Annotated in this window: 26 protein-coding genes and 1 pseudogene; 11 read left to right on the top strand and 16 right to left on the bottom strand. The window is 70.6% G+C overall.

The window, feature by feature from the left end; translation table 11 throughout:
* Positions 1 to 573, bottom strand: a complete 573-nt coding sequence (locus tag IF02_RS0125505) for a TetR/AcrR family transcriptional regulator (RefSeq protein WP_030160784.1) — start codon at positions 571 to 573, stop codon at positions 1 to 3.
* 100 nt (positions 574 to 673) lie between these two features.
* A complete protein-coding gene (locus IF02_RS0125500; RefSeq protein ID WP_030160782.1) occupies positions 674 to 1,030 on the bottom strand; it encodes a hypothetical protein in 357 nt (118 codons plus the stop codon).
* Positions 1,031 to 1,195: 165 nt separating this feature from the next.
* On the opposite strand from IF02_RS0125500, the gene IF02_RS0125495 reads away from it, so the two are divergent.
* Complete coding sequence (locus IF02_RS0125495) at positions 1,196 to 3,025, top strand: glycoside hydrolase family 15 protein (protein ID WP_078622322.1); 1,830 nt, start codon at positions 1,196 to 1,198, stop codon at positions 3,023 to 3,025.
* Between the two features lie 118 nt (positions 3,026 to 3,143).
* Here IF02_RS0125495 and IF02_RS0125490 read toward each other — a convergent pair whose 3' ends face one another.
* The 3 genes from IF02_RS0125490 to IF02_RS0125480 all read right to left on the bottom strand — a co-directional run bounded on the left by IF02_RS0125490 (position 3,144) and on the right by IF02_RS0125480 (position 6,294).
* Positions 3,144 to 3,734, bottom strand: coding sequence for a hypothetical protein (locus IF02_RS0125490; protein ID WP_030160777.1), 591 nt, complete (start codon positions 3,732 to 3,734; stop codon positions 3,144 to 3,146).
* A gap of 179 nt (positions 3,735 to 3,913) precedes the next feature.
* A complete protein-coding gene (locus tag IF02_RS0125485; protein WP_030160775.1) occupies positions 3,914 to 5,194 on the bottom strand; it encodes a cytochrome P450 in 1,281 nt (426 codons plus the stop codon).
* Between the two features lie 245 nt (positions 5,195 to 5,439).
* Positions 5,440 to 6,294 (bottom strand): alpha/beta hydrolase, encoded by an 855-nt coding sequence (locus tag IF02_RS0125480; protein WP_030160773.1) that lies wholly within the window; start codon positions 6,292 to 6,294, stop codon positions 5,440 to 5,442.
* Between the two features lie 131 nt (positions 6,295 to 6,425).
* Here IF02_RS0125480 and IF02_RS0125475 point away from each other — a divergent pair, with 131 nt between their 5' ends.
* A complete protein-coding gene (locus IF02_RS0125475) occupies positions 6,426 to 6,995 on the top strand; it encodes a hypothetical protein (protein WP_078622320.1) in 570 nt (189 codons plus the stop codon).
* 28 nt (positions 6,996 to 7,023) lie between these two features.
* Here the strand turns inward: IF02_RS0125475 and IF02_RS0125470 are convergent, their stop codons facing one another.
* From IF02_RS0125470 to IF02_RS0125455, 4 genes are all read right to left on the bottom strand, one after another.
* A complete protein-coding gene (locus IF02_RS0125470; RefSeq protein ID WP_234318327.1) occupies positions 7,024 to 7,617 on the bottom strand; it encodes a hypothetical protein in 594 nt (197 codons plus the stop codon).
* A gap of 215 nt (positions 7,618 to 7,832) precedes the next feature.
* Complete coding sequence (locus IF02_RS0125465; protein ID WP_234318324.1) at positions 7,833 to 8,249, bottom strand: hypothetical protein; 417 nt, start codon at positions 8,247 to 8,249, stop codon at positions 7,833 to 7,835.
* Between the two features lie 439 nt (positions 8,250 to 8,688).
* Entirely contained in the window at positions 8,689 to 9,150 is a 462-nt protein-coding gene (locus IF02_RS0125460; RefSeq protein ID WP_030160764.1) for a pyridoxamine 5'-phosphate oxidase family protein, read from the bottom strand.
* Positions 9,151 to 9,161: 11 nt separating this feature from the next.
* Positions 9,162 to 9,884, bottom strand: coding sequence for an SRPBCC family protein (locus IF02_RS0125455; protein WP_106977359.1), 723 nt, complete (start codon positions 9,882 to 9,884; stop codon positions 9,162 to 9,164).
* A 304-nt stretch (positions 9,885 to 10,188) separates the two neighbouring features.
* On the opposite strand from IF02_RS0125455, the gene IF02_RS0125450 reads away from it, so the two are divergent.
* Positions 10,189 to 10,794, top strand: a complete 606-nt coding sequence (locus tag IF02_RS0125450) for a hypothetical protein (protein WP_030160759.1) — start codon at positions 10,189 to 10,191, stop codon at positions 10,792 to 10,794.
* Here the strand turns inward: IF02_RS0125450 and IF02_RS0125445 are convergent.
* The 3 genes from IF02_RS0125445 to IF02_RS0125435 all read right to left on the bottom strand — a co-directional run bounded on the left by IF02_RS0125445 (position 10,783) and on the right by IF02_RS0125435 (position 12,467).
* The gene (locus tag IF02_RS0125445) at positions 10,783 to 11,028 is read right to left on the bottom strand and encodes a hypothetical protein (RefSeq protein ID WP_030160758.1); all 246 of its coding nucleotides are present in this window, start codon (positions 11,026 to 11,028) and stop codon (positions 10,783 to 10,785) included. The genes IF02_RS0125450 and IF02_RS0125445 overlap by 12 nt on opposite strands.
* Before the next feature lie 250 nt (positions 11,029 to 11,278).
* Positions 11,279 to 11,461 (bottom strand): 4-oxalocrotonate tautomerase DmpI, encoded by a 183-nt coding sequence (dmpI, locus tag IF02_RS0125440; protein ID WP_030160756.1) that lies wholly within the window; start codon positions 11,459 to 11,461, stop codon positions 11,279 to 11,281.
* Between the two features lie 115 nt (positions 11,462 to 11,576).
* Positions 11,577 to 12,467, bottom strand: a complete 891-nt coding sequence (locus IF02_RS0125435) for a LysR family transcriptional regulator (RefSeq protein ID WP_030160754.1) — start codon at positions 12,465 to 12,467, stop codon at positions 11,577 to 11,579.
* A 390-nt stretch (positions 12,468 to 12,857) separates the two neighbouring features.
* Between IF02_RS0125435 and IF02_RS0125430 the strand changes: the two genes are divergently transcribed.
* Both IF02_RS0125430 and IF02_RS0125425 read left to right on the top strand, forming a co-directional pair.
* Complete coding sequence (locus IF02_RS0125430) at positions 12,858 to 13,694, top strand: undecaprenyl-diphosphate phosphatase (RefSeq protein ID WP_030160752.1); 837 nt, start codon at positions 12,858 to 12,860, stop codon at positions 13,692 to 13,694.
* Positions 13,695 to 14,016: 322 nt separating this feature from the next.
* Positions 14,017 to 14,688, top strand: coding sequence for a phosphatase PAP2 family protein (locus IF02_RS0125425; RefSeq protein WP_051696530.1), 672 nt, complete (start codon positions 14,017 to 14,019; stop codon positions 14,686 to 14,688).
* A gap of 102 nt (positions 14,689 to 14,790) precedes the next feature.
* Here the strand turns inward: IF02_RS0125425 and IF02_RS0125420 are convergent, their stop codons facing one another.
* Both IF02_RS0125420 and IF02_RS0125415 read right to left on the bottom strand, forming a co-directional pair.
* Positions 14,791 to 15,765 carry a M48 family metalloprotease gene (locus IF02_RS0125420; RefSeq protein WP_030160748.1) on the bottom strand — a complete coding sequence of 325 codons (975 nt, stop codon included), beginning with the start codon at positions 15,763 to 15,765 and terminating at the stop codon, positions 14,791 to 14,793.
* The gene (locus IF02_RS0125415; RefSeq protein ID WP_030160746.1) at positions 15,762 to 16,133 is read right to left on the bottom strand and encodes a BlaI/MecI/CopY family transcriptional regulator; all 372 of its coding nucleotides are present in this window, start codon (positions 16,131 to 16,133) and stop codon (positions 15,762 to 15,764) included. The genes IF02_RS0125420 and IF02_RS0125415 overlap by 4 nt, the downstream gene beginning before the upstream one ends.
* A gap of 153 nt (positions 16,134 to 16,286) precedes the next feature.
* On the opposite strand from IF02_RS0125415, the gene IF02_RS0125410 reads away from it, so the two are divergent.
* Complete coding sequence (locus tag IF02_RS0125410; protein ID WP_030160744.1) at positions 16,287 to 16,949, top strand: DedA family protein; 663 nt, start codon at positions 16,287 to 16,289, stop codon at positions 16,947 to 16,949.
* A gap of 130 nt (positions 16,950 to 17,079) precedes the next feature.
* Positions 17,080 to 18,069 (top strand): phospholipase D, encoded by a 990-nt coding sequence (locus tag IF02_RS0125405; protein WP_030160739.1) that lies wholly within the window; start codon positions 17,080 to 17,082, stop codon positions 18,067 to 18,069.
* A gap of 72 nt (positions 18,070 to 18,141) precedes the next feature.
* On the opposite strand, the gene IF02_RS0125400 is transcribed toward IF02_RS0125405, so the two are convergent.
* A complete protein-coding gene (locus IF02_RS0125400; RefSeq protein ID WP_030160738.1) occupies positions 18,142 to 18,705 on the bottom strand; it encodes a winged helix-turn-helix domain-containing protein in 564 nt (187 codons plus the stop codon).
* A 223-nt stretch (positions 18,706 to 18,928) separates the two neighbouring features.
* Entirely contained in the window at positions 18,929 to 19,012 is an 84-nt protein-coding gene (locus IF02_RS36260; RefSeq protein ID WP_324617234.1) for a putative leader peptide, read from the bottom strand.
* Between the two features lie 489 nt (positions 19,013 to 19,501).
* Here IF02_RS36260 and IF02_RS0125395 point away from each other — a divergent pair, with 489 nt between their 5' ends.
* From IF02_RS0125395 to IF02_RS0125385, 4 genes and pseudogenes are all read left to right on the top strand, one after another.
* Positions 19,502 to 20,704: an acyl-CoA dehydrogenase family protein gene (locus tag IF02_RS0125395; protein WP_037837082.1), complete on the top strand. Its 1,203-nt coding sequence runs from the start codon at positions 19,502 to 19,504 to the stop codon at positions 20,702 to 20,704.
* 128 nt (positions 20,705 to 20,832) lie between these two features.
* Positions 20,833 to 21,291, top strand: coding sequence for an RrF2 family transcriptional regulator (locus IF02_RS0125390; protein WP_030160736.1), 459 nt, complete (start codon positions 20,833 to 20,835; stop codon positions 21,289 to 21,291).
* A gap of 136 nt (positions 21,292 to 21,427) precedes the next feature.
* On the top strand, positions 21,428 to 21,526 hold the full coding sequence (locus IF02_RS36140; RefSeq protein WP_324603785.1) for a putative leader peptide: 99 nt from the start codon (positions 21,428 to 21,430) through the stop codon (positions 21,524 to 21,526).
* Between the two features lie 268 nt (positions 21,527 to 21,794).
* Positions 21,795 to 22,085, top strand: a pseudogene (locus IF02_RS0125385) (sulfate ABC transporter substrate-binding protein); the annotation flags it as partial.

Genomic DNA, 22,085 nt, shown 5'->3' with positions numbered 1-22,085 from the left:
TCAGGCGAGCAGCGTGCCGAACACCACGTCGAAGAACACCTCGTAGGAGTCTTCCGAACGGTCGGACCGGGTGGAGATGAGCGTCCCCTCCCAGGCGTTCAGGATGAACCGGGCGAGCATCCGCGCGTCCGTGGTCGCCGCCACCCGGCCCGACGCCTGGGCCTCTGCGATCGGGGCCGCGAGCGCCTGCTCCCAGCCAGCCAGGCCGGTTCGTACCGCCTCGCGGATGAGGTCGCTGTGATCGGCCATCTCCGTGCCGAGGCCTCCTATGAGGCAGCCGCGGGTGAAGTCCCGGCTGGTGTTCTCATCGCGGAGGAATTCGAAGTGCCGCCGCAGCCGCAGCAGCGGATCGACGGACGCATCGGTGAGCTCGTGGAGCCGGCGGCTCTCGCCGTACCGCTCCAGGGCCACCACGGCCAGCGCTTCCTTGCTCTCGAAGTGGTTGTAGAACGACCCCTTCGGGACCCCGGCGCCGTCGGTGATGTCCTTGACGCCGGCCCCGTTGAACCCGCGGGCATGGAACCGTTCGACCGCCGCCTCGACGATCTCCTCGCGCATGCTCCTTCTGCCCACCGGGAGCACCCCCTCGTGCAATATGACCAACCATCTTAGATCACAAAAACCTTAGCACGCGAAGCTTCTCCGCCTCCGGGGCCGACGGGCCGACCGGCCGTTAGGACGGCGGGGTGGCGATGCGCCTCAGCGCTCCGACGAGCAGAGCCAGGTCGGCGTCTTCCAGGTGGTCGAAGACATGGCGGCGGGCGCTGGCCAGGTGGCAGGGCCAGGCCTGCTCCAGCCGGGCGAGGCCCGCATCGCTGAGGACCGCGTTCCACCCGCGGGCGTCCGCATCGCACGTGCCCGTTCGACCAGCCCCTGCTCCTCCGAGCGGCAGGCGCTGCTCTCGCACCATGTCGGCGTCGATGACGCGGGGCAGGACGACCATCACCCGGCCGATCTCGCGCAGCAGCGCTTCCTCGTCCGTCGTCAGGGGGTGCGGCGAATCCTCGGCGGCACCCGCGCCGCGGAGCACCTGCGGCTGACCGCCCAGCCCCAGGCCGCGAGGGTAAGTGAGGGTAAGTACTGCGCCGCCTGCGAGGGCGCGCGGCACCGCCGGACGCGATGGCAGCCGCACCCGTGAAGATCTACCATCACGTGTACGCACTATGCGCCCTGCCATCGTAGGGAGGCCGGTATCGTGAACGCCGGTTTCGAAGGAACGGGCCTCTCGTCCTATCTGCCGATCGCAGAACACGGCCTCATCGGTGATCTCCACAGTGCGGCGCTCGTGGGCACGAACGGCACCATCGACTGGTACTGCTGCCCGCGCTTCGACTCACCGAGCGTGTTCGCCTCCATTCTGGACGCGGACCGAGGCGGGTCGTTCGAACTCGCCGCCGACGTGCCGACGCGGACCCGGCAGTTCTACTTTCCCGACACGAACGTTCTCATCACGCGGTTCTTCGCCTCCGACGGGGTGGCCGAGATCCAGGACTTCATGCCGATCACCGACGACTCGGGCGCGCCGGCCCCGCACCGGCTGATCCGGCGGGTGATCTGCGTACGGGGATCGCTTCCCTTCACGGCGCACGTGGCTCCGCGCTTCGGCTACGGCGCCGACCCCCACTCCGCGCAGGCGCGGAGCAGCCACACCGTGGTCTTCCACTCCGGGAGCCTGGCGCTGGCGCTGACCGCCACCGCGCCGCTGGAGTGCGACGGCCTCGACGCGTGGTCCCGCTTCAAGCTCCTCGAGGGCGAGTCGGCGGTGTTCGCCCTCGACCCCGTCGTTGACGACGTCATCCCGCAGGCCTGCCCCCAGGCCGAAGCCGAGCGGCAGTTCGAGACGACGGTCAGGTTCTGGCGCGGCTGGCTGGCCGGCTCGCGCTACCACGGACGGTGGCGGGAGATGGTGCACCGCTCGGCGCTCGTGCTGAAGCTGCTCACGTACGCCCCGACCGGTGCCATCGTGGCCGCCCCGACGACCAGCCTGCCCGAGAAGATCGGCGGCGAACGCAACTGGGACTACCGTTTCGTCTGGGTCCGTGACGCCGCCTTCTGCGTGTACGCCATGCTCAGACTGGGCTTCACCGGCGAGGCCGAGGCGTTCATGCGCTTCCTGTCCGAGCGGGGCATCATGCGGGGCAGCGGCCCCGCCGGCCCACTGCAGATCATGTACGGGATCGACGGGCGCAGCGAGCTGCCCGAGCAGGTACTACCCCACCTGGAGGGCTACTTGGGGTCCGCCCCGGTACGGGTGGGCAACGCCGCGACCGGGCAGCTCCAGCTGGACATATACGGAGCGCTCATCGACTCCGTGTATCTGTACGACAAGTGGGGGCAGCCCATCAGCAGCGACCGGTGGGAGGAGCTCTGCGTACTGGTGGACTGGCTCTGCGACCACTGGGACCAGCCCGACGACGGCGTGTGGGAAACGCGCGGGGGACGAAAGAACTTCGTGTACTCCCGGCTGATGTGCTGGGTTGCGATCGAGCGGGCCATCCGGATGGCGAACCGGCGGGGCCTGCCCGCGGATCTCCCCCGCTGGCGCCAGAGCCGTGACGCGATCTACCGGCAGATCATGCAACGCGGCTGGTCGCCCGAGCGAGGGGCGTTCGTACAGCACCTCGACGACCTCGTGCTCGACGCCTCGGTGCTGATGATGCCGATGGCCAAGTTCATCTCACCCACCGACCCCAAATGGCTCGCCACCCTGGACGCGCTCACCGCGGACCTGGTCTCCGACTCGCTGGTCTACCGCTACGACCCCGAAGCCAGCCCGGACGGCCTGAGGGGAGCCGAGGGCACCTTCTCGATCTGCTCCTTCTGGTACGTCGAGGCGCTCACCCGCGCCGGACGGCTGGAGGAGGCGCGGCTGGCCTTCGAGAAGATGCTCACGTACGCGAACCACGTCGGCCTCTACGCCGAGGAGATCGGGCTGACCGGCGAGCAGCTCGGCAACTTCCCGCAGGCCTTCACCCATCTCTCGTTGATCAGCGCCGCGTTCAACCTCGACCGCGCCCTCGGCTGACCCGGACAAGGGGTCGGGGGGTGCGGTCGAGGCGCCCGTACACGGTGCCCTTCCGGCTGGCTGCCGGGGGTGCGAGGAGCGATCTGGTCGGCGAGGTGCTCGCCAAGAAGCGGACGGACTAGTCGGCGATGTCGATGTGCATGTTGAAGCGGACGCCGGCAATGCGTACGAGAAGGTTGCCCTGGACCTTGCGCTTGGCAAGGGTGCTGCCGACCTGGCCCTTGCCGAGCACGGCCTTGTTCTGAGGGGCGTGGCTGACGAACCCGGTGAACACGCCTCCGTCGGCGAGTTCCGCGGCCGCCGTCCACTCGTCGCGGAGGTCGCCGTAGGCGCCGCGGTCCATGGGGGCACCGCCGAGGCCGAGGTTGACGCGCTCCCCGCCCACGTAGGCGGCGGCACACTGGTTGAGGATGGTGACGACCAGCGAATCCTTCAGGTTGTGGTCGTATTTGATCTGGGCGAGCAGATCCGCTGCGTCCGAGTCCAGCTTCGCCTTGCGGGCGTCCCGGGCGCCCGCCTTGACCAGCTCCTCCTGGTCGCTGAGGATCGTTTTGCGGGCCTGTACGAAGCCGTACTCCTTCTGCTGGGCAATCCTGATGGACGAGGCCCACTTGTCCGCGGCCACCCACTCCGGGTCAAAATCGATCTTCTCGCAGTACGCGATGAGGTCCTTTTCCGCTTCCTCGTCGGAACTTGCGTACTCGGGCATGCGTCCCCCTTCCCCCTCGGCGGTCGTTGCACGTACAACCTCGCACGGCGCCGCAGCCCTGTCAGTCGTTTGAGAGGGATCGTGAACCGGGTTGATTCCAGGGGTTGTTGGGGCCTGTCGGGGCCTGATGGGGCCAGATGGGGCTCATGCCGGTCGATGCTGCGGCTGGGATCCGGCGCTCACCACGTCACGTGCAGGGTCTCGGGTGAACGGTGGATGAGGGTGGGGCGCATGGATGGCGGCGGGCGGCGTGGGTCCAGCCGCAGACCGGGCAGGGCCTGCGAGAACAGCTCCAGCGTCAGGTGGAGCTGGGCCCGGGCCAGGCGGGAGCCGGGGCAGTTGTGCGGCCCGTGGCCGAAGGCGAGGTGGCGCCGGTCCGCGGGACGGCGGATGTCGAACCGGTCGGCCTGCGCGTATCGGCGCTCGTCGCGGTTGGCGGAGGCGTAGGCGACGAGCACGGTGGCCCCGGCCGGCAGCTTCGTCCCGCCCAGCGTCACGGGCCGCGTCGTGACCCGGCGAAAGCCCTGGATGGCCGTGTCGAAGCGGGCGCATTCCTCCACGGCTGCGCCGATCAGCGTCGGATCGGAACACAGCAGGAGCCACTGCTCCCGGTCGCCGAGCAGGTGCAGCAGGGCGGTGGAGATCAGCGCGCTCGTCGTCAGGAAACCGGCGATCAGCAGGTTCTGCAGATTGGCCACGATCTCGTGACGCTGCTCGAGGGTCAACTCGCCGTCCCCCGGGGCCAAGGCGGCCACGAGGTCCGAGCACAGGTCCTCACGGGGGTGGGCCCGGCGGTCGCGGACGTAGCCGTCCAGCACGTGCTGGAGCGCCACGACGTCCTCCGCGGCGGCCGCCTGCTCGGGTGGTGACAGCGGGCGGAAGAACAGCTCCTCGGCGCGGTAGCCGCCGTGCACCGCCGAGGGGACATCGGCGGGATCCAGTCCGATGAGCCGCCCGATGACCAGTCCCGGCAACCGCCGGGCGTACGCCTCCACCAGCTCGGCCGAGCCGTCCGCGGCGAGGGCGTCCCCGACGAGGGCGTCACCGGCGAAGGCGTCACCGGCGAAGGCGTCCACCAGCTCGCGCGCCTGCTCTCGCGCGTACGGCATCAGCGCCGCGATCCGGCCGGAGGACAGGCCCCGGTTCAACGGGGCCCGGTAGCGCAGATGGGCGGCTCCGTCCGAGGAGACCACGGTCGGACGCGGCCCGAACCCGCGCGGGAGGACACCGAGCGCAGCCTCCGAGAGTGGGACGTCCGGCAGCAACGCGTTCGCGGAGGAGAAGTCCTCGGCGCGCCGCAGGACTTCCCGTACGTCGCCCTCGCGCGCGACCAACCAGGCGTCGACCTCCGGCACCCAGGTCAGTCCTTCGGCTCGGCGGGCCAGGGCGTAGCGCGCGTAGGGATCCCGGTAGAACGCGTCCCGAAGCGCTTGCTCCGCTTGCTCGTGCCCTGCTGACACACAGCCTCCGTCTCGCGGCCGGCGCCCGGGAGTTCCCGGTGCACCGGGCATCCTGCCCGACCGCCGGCCCGATCGAAAGAGCGCATCGGGCGGGCACGGGGGGCGTGGCGCGCCTATCGGGCAGCACCGCTCCGACAGCCCGGCGGACCCCTATGGGGACCGGCTCACCGCATGGCATACCCGTCCCACAGCGGGCCGCCGGCCAGGTCCAGCACCTCTGCCACGACTCCGCCGTGGCGTTGTCCCTATCCCTCCATTGCTGCGAGTTCGCCCAGGACCCGGGCCGCTGGTGCCGGTGCGACCAGCCACTTCAGGTGGCTGCCCTCAAGGGTGCGGACGTCGTAGGGGTTGTCCGGCGTCAGCGCGTTGCCCTCGCGGATCAGCCGGTCCTGCAGGGCGAGCGGCAGGCTCGCGTCGTCGGTCAGGCGGATGTAGGTCTTCGGGATGCGGCCCCAGGTTTCGGCCTGTGCCCGGTCGGCGGAGGTGCCGACGTCCAGGTTCTCGTCGGGCTGGAAGGTGTTCAGGAAGGTCAGGAACTCCTCGTCGGTGCCGTCAGCGAGGAAGGCCGTCTTGAGGGCCGCGAGGGCCTCCGGGTTCGCGGTGCGGAAGTTGATGCGGAGCAGGCCGAGTTCGGCCGGGTTCCCGGCCAGCGCCAGGCCCAGGGAAGCGGCGTCGACCGTGGCCATCTCCGGCTCGGCGTAGTAGTCGCTGACGTCGAGATCGACAGGGCACCAGGCCGATACGTACACGACGCGGTCGATCAGGTCCGGCCGTGCGTTGGCCGCAGCCGTGGCCGTCATACCGCCGCGGCTGTGGGAGACGAGGATCACCGGCCCGTTCTGCTTGGCCCGTTCGAGGATCCCGATCAGGTGCGCGGCATTGTCGGCGAGCGTGACGCCCTTGATCGAGCCGGGTTCCGTGGCGAGCCCGCCGAGATCTTGTGGCACCTGGTAGGCCCGCGTGAAGGTCGCCCCGAAACCGTGGCCGGGCAGGTCGACCGCGACCGAACGGTGCCCGAGGAGTCCGAGTTCGGCCTGGAGCGGCGCGAATGAGAAAGAGTTCGAAAAGGCTCCGTGAACCAGTACGAACGTCGGTTGCATCTGTCTACTCACCTTCTGACGTCCCTGTGACACTCAAACTTCGATGGCACAAACCTAATGATCATCAGGCTTCAATGGCAATGATCAAGGTCCGGCGACACAGGGCAGCTGATGGCGGAGAATGCCCAGTTGTGATCGAACTCAAGCGCGGCGTCGCCACCCTCGCAGTTGCCCTTGTGGGCGCCCTGGCCCTGACCTCACCCAGTACAGCCGCTGACGGGGCACTCTACGAACCCGCCCACGGAAGACCGCGCCCGGCGCTCAGCCTTGCGGCACCCGACAAGGCGACGGTCACGGAAGGGCAGGTCAAGGAGGTCGCGCCCGGAGGCGTGATCACCTATCCGAGCGTCACCAGTTGCCTCACCGTGACCGTGCGGTTGCGGGACGGCGGCCTCGTCGGCGCTCACGCCAGCCTGTTCCAGGTTGCGGGTGAACTGCGATCCGATGAGATTCCGGCCGCGCTCAAGCACCTCGTCGGCCACCGCCCCGTGACCGCGGTCCAAGTCAAGGGGGCCGTCGGCGCCTGGCACCCGAGCTACTTCGTGAAGGCGATCGAGAGCTACGGCGAGGGGGAACAGCCTCCGTACCCGGCACGCCCGGACCCCGAAGGACTTGCCGATGCGGTATCGCAGGGACTCGGACTGCCCCGGCACCTTGTCACGGTCGAGGATGTACCTGACGGGGACCAGATCGCCGGCTGACAACACGGCCGATCATTGCGCGGGCGGATCAGGAGGCGGCGGCACCGTAGTGGTCGGCGTACGACTGAAGGCGAGGAGCGAGCGGGCCGTCAGCCCCGGTGGAATTCACCTGTATCCACAGCTCGTTCTCCACGACGAAGCGATACGCGAACTCCTCGAAGCTGCCGGCGCATCGCATCAGCGAGGAGGCCACCGCGCCCCGGACCTCCTCCGCCGGCTCCCCGTCCGAGCGCCACCCGGCGGACTCCAGCTCCACGGGCGAGCAGACCACGAACGCCTCACCGGAGGGACGCAGGTACAGGTACCAGATGACGCAGTCCTGCTGGTCCCGCAGGAACCGTACGAGACGGGCACCCTCCTCGGCCGGGCTGCGCAGCGGACGGGAAAGGTGGCTCCAGCAGCCCGTCACCGAGACCTCGTCGAAGGAACGGCAGACGCGCTCACTGCCGTAGAAGGCGGCGAAGTCCCCGGGGAGTGCCAGCCCGACCGACGCCAGATCCCGCTCCACGGCCGCGAGATGCTCACCATGCTCCGACCCCGGCCCGTCCACCCCACCCAGCCAGCCGAAGCCGCCGTCGAGTTGCCCAGCGTCCAGCGGCGGCAGGCTGTCCAAGGGGTACACCTCATAGGTGGACGCACACGACCGGTATCGCCCCAGGTCCGTGGCGCACCAGCCGGTGGGGAACCGGGCGGACACGGCATCTGAGGCAAGACCGGAAACGGATGCAGACATGGAAAACCCCTCGGAATGTGGGCGGCTCAGCGATACGCCCTATCCTCCCGCCCACCACTGACAACAACCCTCGCCGTCACCACCGGGCGCGACCGAGCGGACCGTCAGCGGGTGCGTCGGGGGCCGCCGCGGTACGGGCGGCGGCGGGAGACGGCTTCGGGCGCGGCCTCGGGGGACGAGAAGCCGCCCGCCACTGCCACACGTGCCGGAGCCGGCGAGGCGGGGAGGGGCGACGCGGCGGCCGATGCCGCGGGGGTACGAGGAGGCGCCGACTGCTGGGCGCGGCCGAGGACGGCGGTGTGGGAGATCAGCGGTGCGCAGGCCTGGCAGATCTCGGCGAGGGTCCAGACCTGGCCGACGGCCGGGTTGTGGATGAGGACGAGCAGCGGGGCACCGGTACAGGCGGCTCTGGTGTCCTCGTGGAATCCGCATTCGGCGGCCCGGCAGGCACACGCCGCGTGGGGACGGACGGTGGCGAGGCGGGCGTGCGCGCGGGCGTGCTCGGCGGCGAACCGTCGCATGGCCGCCGTGTCCTTGGACCGGGGCGGCATGCGGCATGCCTCTGTGGTGCAGCTGACGGAGACGGTGTGGTCGCCGTGGCCGGTCAGACGGACCGTCCAGGTCCGCCCCGGGACACGGGATCCGGGAATCGTGGTCAAAGGAGAGTTGTCCGTTCACATATGTGCGGTGGTGTGCCCACTGTTCGACAGTCTCGCGTATGGCGACAGTGAATTTTCACGCGGCCCCGGCGTCGGCACGGGTTCGTACTACTGGTGGCCGGGTCACGCGGAGAACCGCACCTCAGACGAGGAGACCGGCCGAACTCATAAGGCCTTTGTCGCACGCCGTTCGGCAGGTGTCAACGACATGCGGCCACATCCAGGCGCTACGGGCGCTCCGCGGCCTGTGGCTTCACGGACGGGGGGCAGAGTGGGGCCGCCGCCCCTGACGGCCCGACCTCTACTCGAGCCACGCTCCGTCGCGCATGATGACTCTGCCTTGCAGCTCTCGTTCACCTCTCCAGGCGCGCACGGTCTTCGGTACCGCACGTACGTACACAAAGGGGCCGTCCTCCGTGCGCGGGTCCCACCCGAACTTTCCGGCGAATGCATCCGCTGCGTCTCCGGGCACGTCCCGGTCGGTGAAGCACTCCGCCTCGCCCTGAATGAGCACCACATCGAACGTGTCGGGCAGCGACAGGCGCACCCGCGGTTCCTTGCGGATGTTCCGCGCGGTCGCGGAAGTCGCGCCGGTGCACATCCACAGTGCTCGGCCGTCCCACGTGAACCACAGCGGCACCTGATGCGGTCCGTGATCAGGATGGGCCGTGGCTACCCATATGTCCCGCTCCGTGGCGAGCCGTTCCAGAGAGTCGCGCCTGCGTTCCGCTACCGGGCGGCGGACAGGTTCCGTGTTCTGCATGAGTACCGACCCTAGGCAGCGGCATCGAAGCGCACATCGGGCGTCGGCCCTACTCCCAACGACCGACCCGGCAGACTGCACTGCACTGTGCTGCACTGCGCGGTTGCCGGTGCGGGGCGCGGCTCGGCGGTGACCTTGAGGTCGCTCAGCCATGCCTCGAGTCCCTGGCGGAGGATGGCGGTCGCGGTGGGGACGTCCGCGTCGACCTGAGGGCCGGTGTGGGTCTCCTCGGTGCTCACCCTGACGCCGCCGGGGGTCTCGGTGAAGTTCCACACGTGGATGCCGTCGATGTGCAGTCCCTCGCCGGCCGCGGGGCCCGTCCAGCGGATGCAGGAGCGGTACGCGAGCTGTTCGACGGTCGAGGTGATCTCCAGACTGGTGGCCGGAGTCGGGTTGGGGGGTACCGGGGTTGTCCACCGGAAGGCCGAACCCCGACGGAGGGGACCGCGATCGAGGCGCTCCGCGGTGGTGACGGGAGCCTGCCAGGACGGCCACCCCTCGACGTCGGTCTGCAGCTTCCAGACCGTGCGCAGCGGGGCGTTGATGAGGATCTCGGCCCGGTGGCGTACGCGGGCGGCGGGATCGACACCGGCGCCGCGGCAGGTGAGGGACTTGGCGGTGCGGGGGCTGGGGGAGGTGGCTGCGCCGGCGGGTAACGCGGCGGCGCCGAGGAGGCCGATGGCGAGCGGGATCGTGAACAGGGCGTGGATGCGGGTGCGGTGGATGCCGGGCATGGGGTTCCCCTGTCTTGTTCAGTGGATGGGCGTCATCGTGCGATAGAGCATCAAGCTGTCATTAGAGGCTATAACACTGCGTGGGCGATGGGCAATCGCGAAGCCGACGAACAGCTGCACTGCCGGACAGGCTCGCGGGGCGCTCTGGTGAACGTGGCGGTGAACTCGGCATGTGATGACCACTGGACGGGAAGGGTGCCGCGTACGGTCGGCGGTGGGCCGTGGCTTGCTGTCACGGCTGCCGCCCCTCATCCGGTTGAGGACCGGTCTCGTCCGTTGATGGCGCCGGAACAGGAGCACGCCGATGCGTCTTTACGCCCAGACTCGAGCACGTCGTTGCCGGCAGGTGCTCGCCGACCTGATCGCCGTGGTCCTGATGGTGACCGCGGTGAGGTTCGCGCTGGCCGTCCACGGGGCGATCATGCTGCTGGCCGAGCCCGGGCGGAAGGTGGAGGACGCGGGCGGCAGCCTCGCCTCCGGCCTCGGCGACGCGGGGGATGCGGCGTCGAACGTGCCGCTGGTCGGGGGCATCCTGAAGAAGCCGCTGCAGTCCGCCGCCGAGGCCAGCAACGGGCTCTCCGATGCCGGCCAGTCGATGCAGGACGTGGTGGGCCGGGTGGCTGACCTGACCACATGGGTCCTGATCGTCACCTCCGTGGCGATCGTGCTGGCACTCTGGCTTCCCCCGCGCGTGCGCTGGATCCGGCGCAGCGCTCGGATCCGAGGTCTCCTCGACGCCCCCGGCGGTGCCGATCTGCTTGCCCTACGCGCCCTGACCGGGCCGACGCGAGACCTCGCATCGGTCCCCGTTCCACCGGAGGGTCTCGCCGACGCCTGGCGCCGGGCGGACGAGCGGGTCATCCGCGACCTGTCCCGGGTGGCACTCAGACAAGCCGGCCTACGCCCCTGAAGGCGCAGGCTCCCCCGCCGGCCCGGCGGCCTGGCCGGTCTTGCCGCTGGGAAATACCTTCGGCGCGTCCAGATCGACGTGCGTGCCGGTGCTGTAGGCCGGTGCGCGCAGCGTGAAGGGCTTGTCCTCGAAGACGAGCGTGTACGCGGCCTGCCTGGACGGGGAGGGGAGAGACGGCGAGGAGGAGGCCGGGGCGGAGGCACCGGCAGCCGCCTGTTCGCTCAGCGCCGCCACTTCGTCCGTCTGACGTGGGTGGAGGCACTGTCCGGCATTCTGCCGGCGGGTGTCATGTGGGGTGCCGACGAGGTGCGTGACCCCGATGCACCGGCGCTTGTGAAGGATTGCTCACCCGTGCGGCGGAAGGCGATTTGGGCATCAGCGGGCTCACAGTTGACAGCGTTCCACGCCGTCATGGGTACGAACGGTGAGCCGGTGCAGGCCGCCCTCGCCCGCACCGGCTCCTCCGACACCGCGCGCTCAGGTGCTACTTGTCGGCGATGAGCGTGCCGGCCGCGCCCCAGCTGTCCGTCGGGACCTCGTGGATCCACACCTGAACGGTCTCGGCCGGGATCTTGTACGCGTCGACGAACGCGTCCGTGACCCGCTTGACGAGCTCGCGCTTCAGCTCGACATCGCGGGGACCCTGCTGAATGGTGACGATGGGCATGACCGAACTCCCTTGCCAGCGGCGGCTTCCCGGCCTTTCCGGGTCGCTCACCGGCGTGACGCCAGTCCATCGGATCCGTGCCGACCGACCAAGAAGCAGACCGCGACCGCAGCGATCAGCTCTCGTGATCGTTGCCGGTCGGGACTGCTGGGAGCGCCTTCAGGAGGACCGCGAGAGCAGCGGGCGGGGTCTCGCGGCGGACGGCCAGGCCGATGGGCAGGGCCAGGCCGGGGGCACGGAAGGGGCGGAAGGCGACCCGGGGGCTGAGCAGCACGCGCGCTTGGGCCGCGTACAGCACGGTCCACATCGGCATGGAGCCGGCGCCGATGGTGGCGAGGGTGTCCTGCAGCGATCCGCTGACCGGTCCGGGCAGCGGCTCGAAGCCGGCCGAGTGGCAGGCCCCGACGACCAGATCGACCAGGGCCGGGTTGTTGCGGCGGGCGGTGATACAGAGTCGCAGGCCGGCCAGGTCGGAGATGGCCAGTTCCGTTTCGCGGGCGAGTGGATGGGCCGCCGGGAGGGCCGCCACCAGGGGGTCTTTCCACAGCGGCAGGATCCGCACGCCCGGGGTGGGCTCCAGGGAACGTACGAACGCGGCGTCGAGGCGGCCGTCCGCGACCTGTTCCAGGCGGTCGTGAGCCGGGGCCGAAACCAGTTGGACCGAGGTGTCGGGGGCCAGGACGGCCAGGTCTCCGAGCACCCGGTCCAGGTGCTCCCCGAGGCCGGTGCTGGTGCCGAGGCGCAGGCCGGCCTGTTCCCGGACGGCGGCCCTGGCCCGTTCGGCGGCGGCGAGCACGGCCCGCGCCTCGGGCAGCAGCCGCTCCCCCGCGCCGGTGAGCCGAACGTGGCGTGGCGAACGGTCGAAGAGATCGGCCCCCAGCTCCCGTTCCAGCCGCTGCACTTGCTGGCTGACCGCCGACTGCACGATGTGCAGCCGCTCTGCGGCGCGACCGAAGTGCAGCTCTTCGGCGACGGTGACGAAGTACCTCAGCTGCCGCAGTTCCATCCGCCGACTGTAACCCTCGAGGTCGGACGACCGTCCGGCCGAGCAGGGAGGTTGTCCACGGACGACGTCTACCGGATGGCAGCAGGACCGCCGACCGCTCGCTTCCCGTTGGCCGGGTGGCGGTCCCCCGCGTGCGCGGGACCGGCGGGGTCATGCCCGTCCGATGTTGGCTGCCTCCTCGCTCATCCTCTACAGTCACCCTCGTCGTCTACATACGTGTAGACGACGAGGGTCTTCCCCGAGTGTGCCGTGCCCGCCCTCCCCCCACACCCCACCCGCCGCCATCGCGGTCACCGGCTCGGCAGCGGCCGGCGCCCGGTACCCGGGTCCGGGACCCGCCGGTCGACGCTTCACCACCAACACATCGGACCAACCCCAGGGACGGACGAATTGAGCACCATCGGCATCGGACAGGCAGCGGTCCTCGGCATCGTCGAAGGGGTCACCGAATTCCTGCCGATCTCCTCCACCGGCCACCTGAAGATCACCGAGGGGCTGATGGGCATCCCGGTGGACGACAAGGCCGTCGTCGCCTTCACCGCGGTCATCCAGGTCGGCGCCATCGCCGCGGTCCTGGTGTACTTCTTCAAGGACATCGTGCGGATCATGACCGCGTGGGGACGCGGCCTGGCCAACCGCGAAGAGCGGTACCACCACGACTACAAGTTCGCGTGGTGGGTCATCTACGCCACCATCCCCATCGTCGTCGTGGGACTGGCCGCCAAACCCCTGATCGAGAGCACCCTGGCCTCCCTGTGGGTGGTCGCCGGTTCCCTCATCGTCGGCAGCGGCCTGATGTGGGCCGCCGACCAGATGGGCCGCCACAAGCGCGGAGAGGACGACACCGACCTCAGGGACGCGATGCTGGTGGGCTGTTCGCAGATCCTCGCCCTGCTCTTCCCCGGCTTCTCCCGATCCGGCGCCACCATGTCCACCGGTCTCATCCTCGACCTCGAACGCGTCGCCGCCACCCGCCTCTCGTTCTTCCTGGGCATTCCCGCCCTGACCGGTGCGGGCCTGTACGAGCTCAAGGACGCCATCGGCGCCGGTGTGGACACCGTTCCGCTGGTCGTCGGCACCGCGGTCTCCTTCGCCGTCGCCTACGCCTCCATCGCCTGGCTCCTGAAGTACGTCGCCAAGCACTCCTTCAACGCCTTCGTCATCTACCGGATCGTCATCGGAGTCCTGCTCTTCGGCCTCCTCGGCACCGGGATCCTGACCGCCTGACGGGGACACGGGGCTCCTTCGCCGCCCACAGCGCCGCCCACAGCGCCGCGCGTACGCATGCCTCCGGTTCGCCGGCCGGTCCGCGATCGGCCGGCGGCCCGGCCATTGACCTCACCCTTACCCCACAGTCGTCTACAGTGCAGTAGACCACCTACGGCCCGGTTGTCGCCCGGGGGTTCCGTCCGGTCGCCTTTCGCCCGGCTGCTTTGAGAGGCTCCACCCGCATGGCCGCTTCCGTACACACCGCAACCAACCTCGCGGTCAGTCTGCTCGACACACATCCGAAGGCCGGCCCGCTGCGTCCGCAGCCGGCGGGCTGCGCGTGACCCGCGCCCGACTCGCGCACCGAGCCGGTTGGCTGGCCCTGACCGCCGCCGCGCTCTTCGCCCTGCTGGCGGTGTGGGTCGTACGCACCCCGGATCATCCGCTGCCCGCCGATGTGGCCCTGCACCGCTGGTCCGTGGAGCACCGCCCGGCCGTCCCCACGGCGCTCGCCCGCATCGTCACCTACACCGGCACCGGGTTCGTCCCGTACGTCCTGCTCGTACTGGCCGGCCTCTACGCCGGCCGCACCGCCCGGCAGCGTGCCCTCACGGCCGCCGCGCTGGTCCTGTGCCTCGGCGCGGGCCAGAGCCTGCGCTACGCGACCATGATGCTGATCGCCCGACCCCGCCCCGCGGTAGCGGACTGGGCGACCCAGGCCTCGGGCTGGTCCTTCCCCTCGGGTCACGCGAGCACCGGCGCGATGACCGCCGGGCTCCTGATCGCCGCTTTGTTCCTGCGCGGCCCCAGGGTGCCCCGGACCGCGGCCGCAGTGATCGCGGTGTGGGGTGTGGCGATCGGCCTCACCCGCGTCTACCTCGGGGTCCACTGGTTCACGGACGTCATCGGAGGCTGGCTCTTCGCCACCGCCTGGCTGTCCCTCCTCGCCTTCGCGTACCTGTCGCGCACCGGCGACCGGCCCTCGGCTCCCCGGGACCCATCGCCTTCCTGACGGCCCACCAGCCGGGGAACGCCCTCGGTGAGCGCGGTCCGGAGGCCGGAGGCGGAGGCGGGGGGCGCTGCGGTCCGGGTAGCCCTCGGGGCCGGTCCGACTTCAGTCGGAGGGGTGCTCCCCCTGGGCGATTTCGACCCCGCGGTGCAGCCAGGCCGCCCCGGCCAGGGAGGAAGCGCCGGCCGTGGCGCAGAGCAGGGCCATGGCCAGCACCGCGGGGGCGATGCGCCGGGCGGGCGCCTGGGTCAGCAGGGCCTTCACGCGGGCGGGGACGGGTCCGGTGACGGCGCCCGCCGCGAGCACGGACCGCCCGGACCGCCCGGATCGTCCGGACCGCTCTGACCCTCCGGACCGTCCGCCGCCACGGGTGGTGGCCAGCGCCGCGCGCCCCACGGCCTGCGCGGTGAGCAACCGGTTGCCGGTGACGCCGGCGGCGGCCTCGTCCGCGGCGCGTTCGGCGGCGAACGACACCTGGGGAACGACCGCGGCCAGTGCCGGGTGGCACCAACCGGCGAGCTGGGCGGCGGCGAGGAAGAGGTGGTGGCGCGAGGCGAGGTGGGCGCGCTCGTGGGCCAGGAGCACCTCGCGCTCGTGCGGGTCCAGGGAGCGCAGCATGCCGCTGGTCACCACGACCCGGCCCGTGCCCGTCAGCCCGGGCAGGGCGTAGGCGTCCGGCCGGGAATCATCCAGTACGCACACTCCTCCCACATGCGGAAGGTGGGCGACATCGCCATGGGCGCTGCGCAGGCGCTTCACCTCGGACCATCCGTGCCGGACCACGGTGACGCCGGTGACCGCGACGACCCCGGCGGACAGCGCCGACGCCCCGAGGGCCAGCGGCGCCGGCCCGGCCTGGAGCGGCTGGACCAGGTGTACGAGGGCTGCCAGGGGCGGGACGGTCAGCGCGAGGGGCAACAGCAGGACACCCAGGCACGCCACGACCCCGACGGCGAGTGCCCCGGAGGCGGTGGTGATCGTCCACAGCGCGACGTCGGGCCTCACCCGGGCGGCCACGCGCCGCGCGAGCGGCGGCAGGGCCCAGGGCAGCAGGAGGGGGACGAGCAGCAGGACGATCACTGACCGCCTCCCTCCAGCAGGCGCCTGAGCTCCGCCTCGTCGTCGGCGCTGAGTCCTTCGACGAACCGCGCCAGGACGACACTGCGGTCGCCGTCCTGGTCGAGTTCACGATGCATCCGGCGGGCGGTGAGGCCGTGCGCGTCCTCGACCGGAAAGTACAGGAAGCCCCGCCCGGCCGGATTCCGGTCGATGACGCCCTTCTCGTGCAGCCGGGCGAGCAGCGTGGCCACCGTGGTCCGGGCCAGCGGCTGCGGTATCGCCGCTCGCACCTGAGCCGCGGACTGCGGTTTTCCCGCCGCCCACAAGGCCGCCAGAACGCTGGACTCCAGCTCACCCGCCGGCCGGCGTTCGCTCGCGCTGTCCGTCATGGAACCTTCCCCTCGGAGAGATCGTCTACAGTGAAGTAGACGGACTACTGTCTTGTAGACAAGGAGGGGCGGACGGCACCCGTGCGGTCCGGCAGCCCCTTGCCTGCGGCGGTGAACCCCACCCCGACCACCATTATCGATGGGACCGTGCCGATGCCCCTGACGCAGCTCGCCGCAGCGCCGCCGATGCACCTCGCCGTGAACCTGCTCGACGCCCAATCCCTCCTCGCCACGTTCGGGACGATCGGCATCGCGGTCGTCCTGTTCGCCGAGACGGGCCTGCTCGTCGGCTTCTTCCTGCCCGGGGACTCGCTGCTGTTCACGGCCGGACTGCTGTGCGCGGGCTCGGCGGCCTCCCCGGGGCACCTGTCGCTGCCCTGGGTCCTCCTCGCCTCCGCGGGCGGCGCCCTCGCCGGCGCTCAGACCGGCTATCTGCTGGGCCGAAAGGCCGGGCCCGCGTTCCTGACCCGGGCGAAGTCCCGCAAGATCGGCGCAGGCGCCGCCCGGGCGGCGGAGATCCTCGAACGCTACGGGTACGCGAAGGCCATCGTCCTGGCCCGCTTCCTGCCCATCGTGCGGACCGTACTGAACCCGCTCGCCGGGATCCTGAACGTACCGGCTCGCACGTTCGCCCTCTGGCAGGTCCTGGGCGGTCTGCTGTGGACCGTCGGCCTGGTCCTGGCCGGATACGCGCTCGGCGCCTCCGTGCCCAACGTCGACCGCTACCTGCTGCCGATCATCGCGGCCATCGTCGCCGTGTCCCTGATCCCGGTCGGCCTGGAGGTGCTGCGCTCCCGCCGCGCCGCCCGCACCTGACGGCCGACGGCCGACGGCCGACGGGAACCGATTTCGTTCATCATGCATTTATCGTGCGTCAACATGTGACGGGTGAGATCAATTGTCCGGTTCAGGACAGCGGCATGAACATGCATGAAGGAGCATCTTCTTGACCACTCACCTCAAGCGCGGCGCCGGCCCACGGCTGTTACTGGCGCTGCTCACGGCCCTGTGCGCAGTCATCGGCACCACCGCGCTCGGCACGACCCCGGCGGCAGCAGCCGATCAGCGGCACCCCATCTACGCCATCGCGCACCGCGTCGACACCCTGGACGGTGTGGACGCCGCACTCAAGCACGGCGCCAACAGCATCGAGATAGACGTCTGCGCCTGGTGGAACCCCAACGAATGGCGGGCCTATCACGACTGCTCCTCGGCCGGTGACAACCGGCTGGGCCCCAGCTTCGACAGCATGATCGACCGCATGCTCTCCCACGCCAACGCAGGACGCCGGCTGGCGATGGTCTGGCTGGACATCAAGGACCCGAACTACTGCGGAGAGCAGGAGAACCGCGGGTGCAGCGTCGCCGGACTGCGCGACAAGGCACAGCGGCTGACGGCTGCCGGCATCCAGGTGCTCTACGGGTTCTACGAGTACCACGGCGGCAGCACCCCGGACGTCGGCGGCAGGGGCTGGAAGAGCCTGGAGGGACGGCTCGGCGGCCTGGAGGGCATCACGACGACCGGAACCCGCGACCAGGTCCGAGGCGCGTTCAACCGGTCCGGTTCCGGATTCCCGGCCGGACGCCGGGTGATGGACTACGGCGACAGTGACATCACCAAGGGGTTCGGCAACTGCACGGAAGCCACCTACAACACCTGCGCGGAACTGAAGAAGGGCTCCGGGGACCGTGACGCGGGACAGCTCGCGGCCACGCTGTCCTGGACGACCACCTACAACGACCCGTGGTACGTCGACAAACTGCTGGGCGACGGGCGCGTGGACGGGATCATCGCGGGCTACGGGGCCTTCACCGGAGTGCGCGAGTACGACGACACCTGGCAGTGCGCCAACGCCGTCAACCTCGTCCGTGACTGGGTGAACCGCCACGGCGGCACCCACCGCATGGCCACCCCCGGTGACCGTCTGTTCCGGTAGCAGCGGGGGCTGCCGCCCCTGGCACCTGGGGCCGGTACGGGACAGGAGTCCTTCCCCGGCCGGCCCCGGGGCCTACTGGTGGTCCGGAACGTACTTGTAGCCGACGCGGCGCACGGTGGAGATGCGGTCCCGGTAGGCGGGTCCGAGCTTGCGGCGCAGCCGGGCCACGTGGACGTCGACCGTACGGCCGTCGCCGATGTGCCCGTAGCCCCAGATGCCCGAGATGAGGGCATCACGCGTGTGAACCGTGTACGGGTGGCTCACGAGGTGGGCCAGGAGGTCGAACTCCAGGTAGGTGAGATCCAGTTCGCGCCCGTCGACCTCGACCAGCCGGCGTGCCCGGTCGACCCGGATCGCGTCGTCGAGCCCGACGGGTTCGGGGTGCGGGGCCGGTTCCGACGCGGGAGCCTGGGGCAGCCCGAGCCCGAGGGGATGGATCTCCGGGCGTATGCCGTGCGCTTGCATCAGCGCCACCGGGTCGACGTTCGCCGGCAGGAACACGAGGTATCCGACGCGACCGCCATCGGTCCCGCCGACGGGGAGAGCGGGCGGACGGTCGCCGACCAGCTGGAGGCGCGGGGCCGGGGAACGGCGGACGGCGGATGCGGGTACGGGTGCGGAGATGGCGGTGGTCACGATGAGCCCCTTCGGCTGCGCGGAGTGAGGTACGGAGGCCGGGTGTTCGGGCGCGACAGGGCAAGGTGTCTCCGTGACGGAGCCGACCGTGAGGGTCGGCGCGTCACACGCCGGACCGACCCTCACGCTCCGGAAGAGCCGGGGTCACGAAAGCGCGACGCACACAGAGAAGCGCAAGCCGGATCACCGGCGCGCATCGAGGAAATGCCCTGACGAAGAAGCCCTAGACGGGTCGGCAGACGGCGCTGGCTACGCGACGGAGGTCAACGTGCCTGCGGCGTACGAGCAACGGCTGCGACGGGGACATGGGCACATCGTGGGGTGCGTGGCGGACGCGCGTCAATACTTCCCTACTGATTGAATAGGAAATGGCCGGATGAAGGGCCGCGCCGCCGCAAGGACCGGGGGCGGAACTCCCCGACTCCACGCACTCCCTGACGGGGGATCCGGTCGCGATCCCACCCACCGGCCACTGATCTGCATCGTCTTTCATCCCGAGATCGCACTGTCCATCATTCGGTCACGCTCTTGCCGGGAAGGCAGCTTCGGGCGAGTATCCCTATCAATCCGATGGGAAAGGTGGGGATCCGCTGCCCGCCGCCCTGTCCGATCGCGGCCGGCTCGCACACCCACCGTCCGCCACCTCTCGTGCGCCTCCCTCACCCGCCCAGCAACCGGGCGACGCCGACCAACAACGTTCCGGAGTAGCCGACATGACCACCGCCAGCCCCGATGGCACCGCTGTCCGCCCAGCCCCCGCGCCACACGGCGGCACCGGGGCCTGCCGGTGACACCCATGCGGACGACACCCAGCCCCGCCGGGCCCCGATCCGCCGACGAGCGGCACCGCGCGCTCCTGCGTACCGCCCGCGATGTGGCGGACGACCTCGCCGCGGACGCCATCGCCCGCGACCAGGCCGGCAAGCCGCCGACCGACGAAACGGCCCGCCTGCGCGAGGCCGGCCTGCCGGCGGCCCTGACCCCGCCCGGGCCCGGCCGCGGGGCGGACTGGCGTACCGGATGCGCCGTCGTACGGGAGATCGCCGCAGCGGACAGCTCTGTAGGCGACCTGCTCGCCCGTCACTACGTACACGCCTGGAGCGGACGCTTCTACGCGGATCACGAGCACGCCACCGCCCTCGAAGAGGAGTCGGTGCGCGAGCAGTGGCTGTGGACCGGGGCGGTCCGCACTCCCTCGTCCAGCGACGACACCGAGGGACCGGACCTCACCCTGAGGCCGCGCACCACCGGCTACCTGCTGAACGGGCGCCGGTCCGTGGACACGGCGGTGGCCGCGGCCGACCAGATCGTGGTGGACGCCGTCTGCGCCACGACCGGCGACGTCCTGGTCGTACGGATCCCAGCCGGCGCACGGGGCGTGACCGTCGAGCCCGCCCACGATCGCCTCGGGCAGCGGGTCGCCGGCGCGGGTCGGGTCGTCCTGGACCGGGTCGCCATCACGCCGGAGCAGGTGCTGGGCCGCCGGCCGCACGACGAGGAGTCGACCGCACCCGTCACCGCGCTCGCGGAACCGGCGCTCCGGCTCGCCCTGTGCCACGTCGGCCTCGGCATCGCCGAGGGCGCCCTCACCGAAGCACGCGACCTCAGCAGGGGCGGCCGCGCACACCGGCTGCCCGGCGAGGACCCGGACCTCTTCCTGACCTACGGGGAACTCGCCTCTGCCGCTCAGACCGCCACCGCCGTGGTCGACCGGGCGACGGAGGTCATGGCGCAGGCTCTCGCCACGGGTGCGCAGCTCGACGCCGAGGTACCGGCGGGGGTCGCCGCCCTGGTCGCCACGGCCGAGGCCGTGATGTCGAAGGCCGCGCTGCACATCACCGCCCGGGTGCTGGAACTCGCCGACGCCCCCGGACTGGACCGGTTCTGGCGCAACGCCCGAGTCCTGACGGCCCACCGCCCGGTCGCGCACCGCCTGCGCTCCATCGGCGAGCACTACCTCAACGGCTCCCACCGCGCGGTGGCGGCGGCCTTCCACTGACGCGGGGTGCCACGAAGGACGCAGGTCCGCGACCTTCGGTCCCTCGGCTGCCGGGCACGAACACCTGCCCGGCAGCCTGCGGCCACCCACGACGGACGCCGGTGTGATCCATGCCGGATAATGGCCCTATGCGGATCTCAGCCAGGGCGGACTACGCGGTACGTGCCGCACTGCAGCTTGCCGCGGCACAGGATGACGGGCCGGTGAAGGCAGAAGCCATCGCCGACGCCCAGGACATCCCGCACAAGTTCCTCGAGGGCATCCTGAACGACATGCGCCGGGGCGGTCTCGTGCTCAGCCAGCGCGGCGGCAACGGCGGCTACCGGCTGGCCAAGCCCGCCCGGTCCATCAGCATCGCGGACGTCATCCGCGTCGTGGACGGACCGCTGGTCTCGGTGCGCGGGGTCCGTCCACCGGACCTGTCCTACACCGGCCCCGCCCAGTCGCTGCTCCCCCTGTGGATCGCGCTGCGGGCCAACGTGCGCGAAATCCTCGACGGCGTGAGCCTGGCCGACGTCGCGTCCTCCGATCTGCCCTCCGGCGTATCGGCACTGGCCGATACCCCCGGGGCCTGGACCAATCCCTGACCCCTCCCCCACCTGCGGTTTCTCGCATTGCGAGATATCGGCGTCCACCATGCGGTCAACCTCTTGGGGCCGGTGTCCGGCTCTGCCAATATGCCTACCAACCAGGTGGGAAAACTAGGAATCAAGGGAGGTGTCCGTGCGAACACTGCACCACGCAGGCCGGATGCTGTCCCTGACCTCCCGCCGGCACATCGACCTGGGCCGTACCTCCAGCGCCATCTGTCAGCCCGGCTGACACCTTCGCCGGGCAGCCGGCTCCGCGCGTACCCCCGCCGGGCGGGCAGACCCCTCGGCCGGCCTCACCGACCGCGTGCTTTCGAGCGCGGGTGTCCGAAGTGCGGGCTCCACGTCCGCCCCCTGGACGTCCGACAGTCACCCACTCCTCAGCCTGCGACCGCGATCCCGCCGGCAACGGCCGGCAGCGGGTGCCCCGTGCGCCGACGACTTCGCGTCACCCATCTCTCCGTGCGTCCCCGAACACCATCCCGTGAAAGGACACCTCCGTGTCTGCCGCAAGACCGCTCACCACCCTTCGCGCCATCGCCGTCACAGCGGCGCTTCCCCTGCTGCTCACCGCCTGCGGATACGGTTCCGAGGCGAAGAAGGACGACGACAAGGCCACTGCCGCGGCCGTCGGCGATAAGAAGTTGTCGGCTTCCGAGGTGCGTATCGGGTACTTCCCGAACCTGACGCACGCCACCGCGCTGGTCGGTCTCCAGGAAGGCCTGATCCAGAAGGAACTGGGCGCGACCGCGATCAAGCCGCAGTCCTTCAACGCCGGCCCGTCCGAGATC

The organism is Streptomyces sp. NRRL S-244 (assembly GCF_000717915.1).
Taxonomy (GTDB): Bacteria; Actinomycetota; Actinomycetes; order Streptomycetales; family Streptomycetaceae; genus Streptomyces.
The sequence above is the reverse complement of the archived record's forward strand: the minus strand, read 5'-3'. Positions and strand labels throughout refer to the sequence as shown.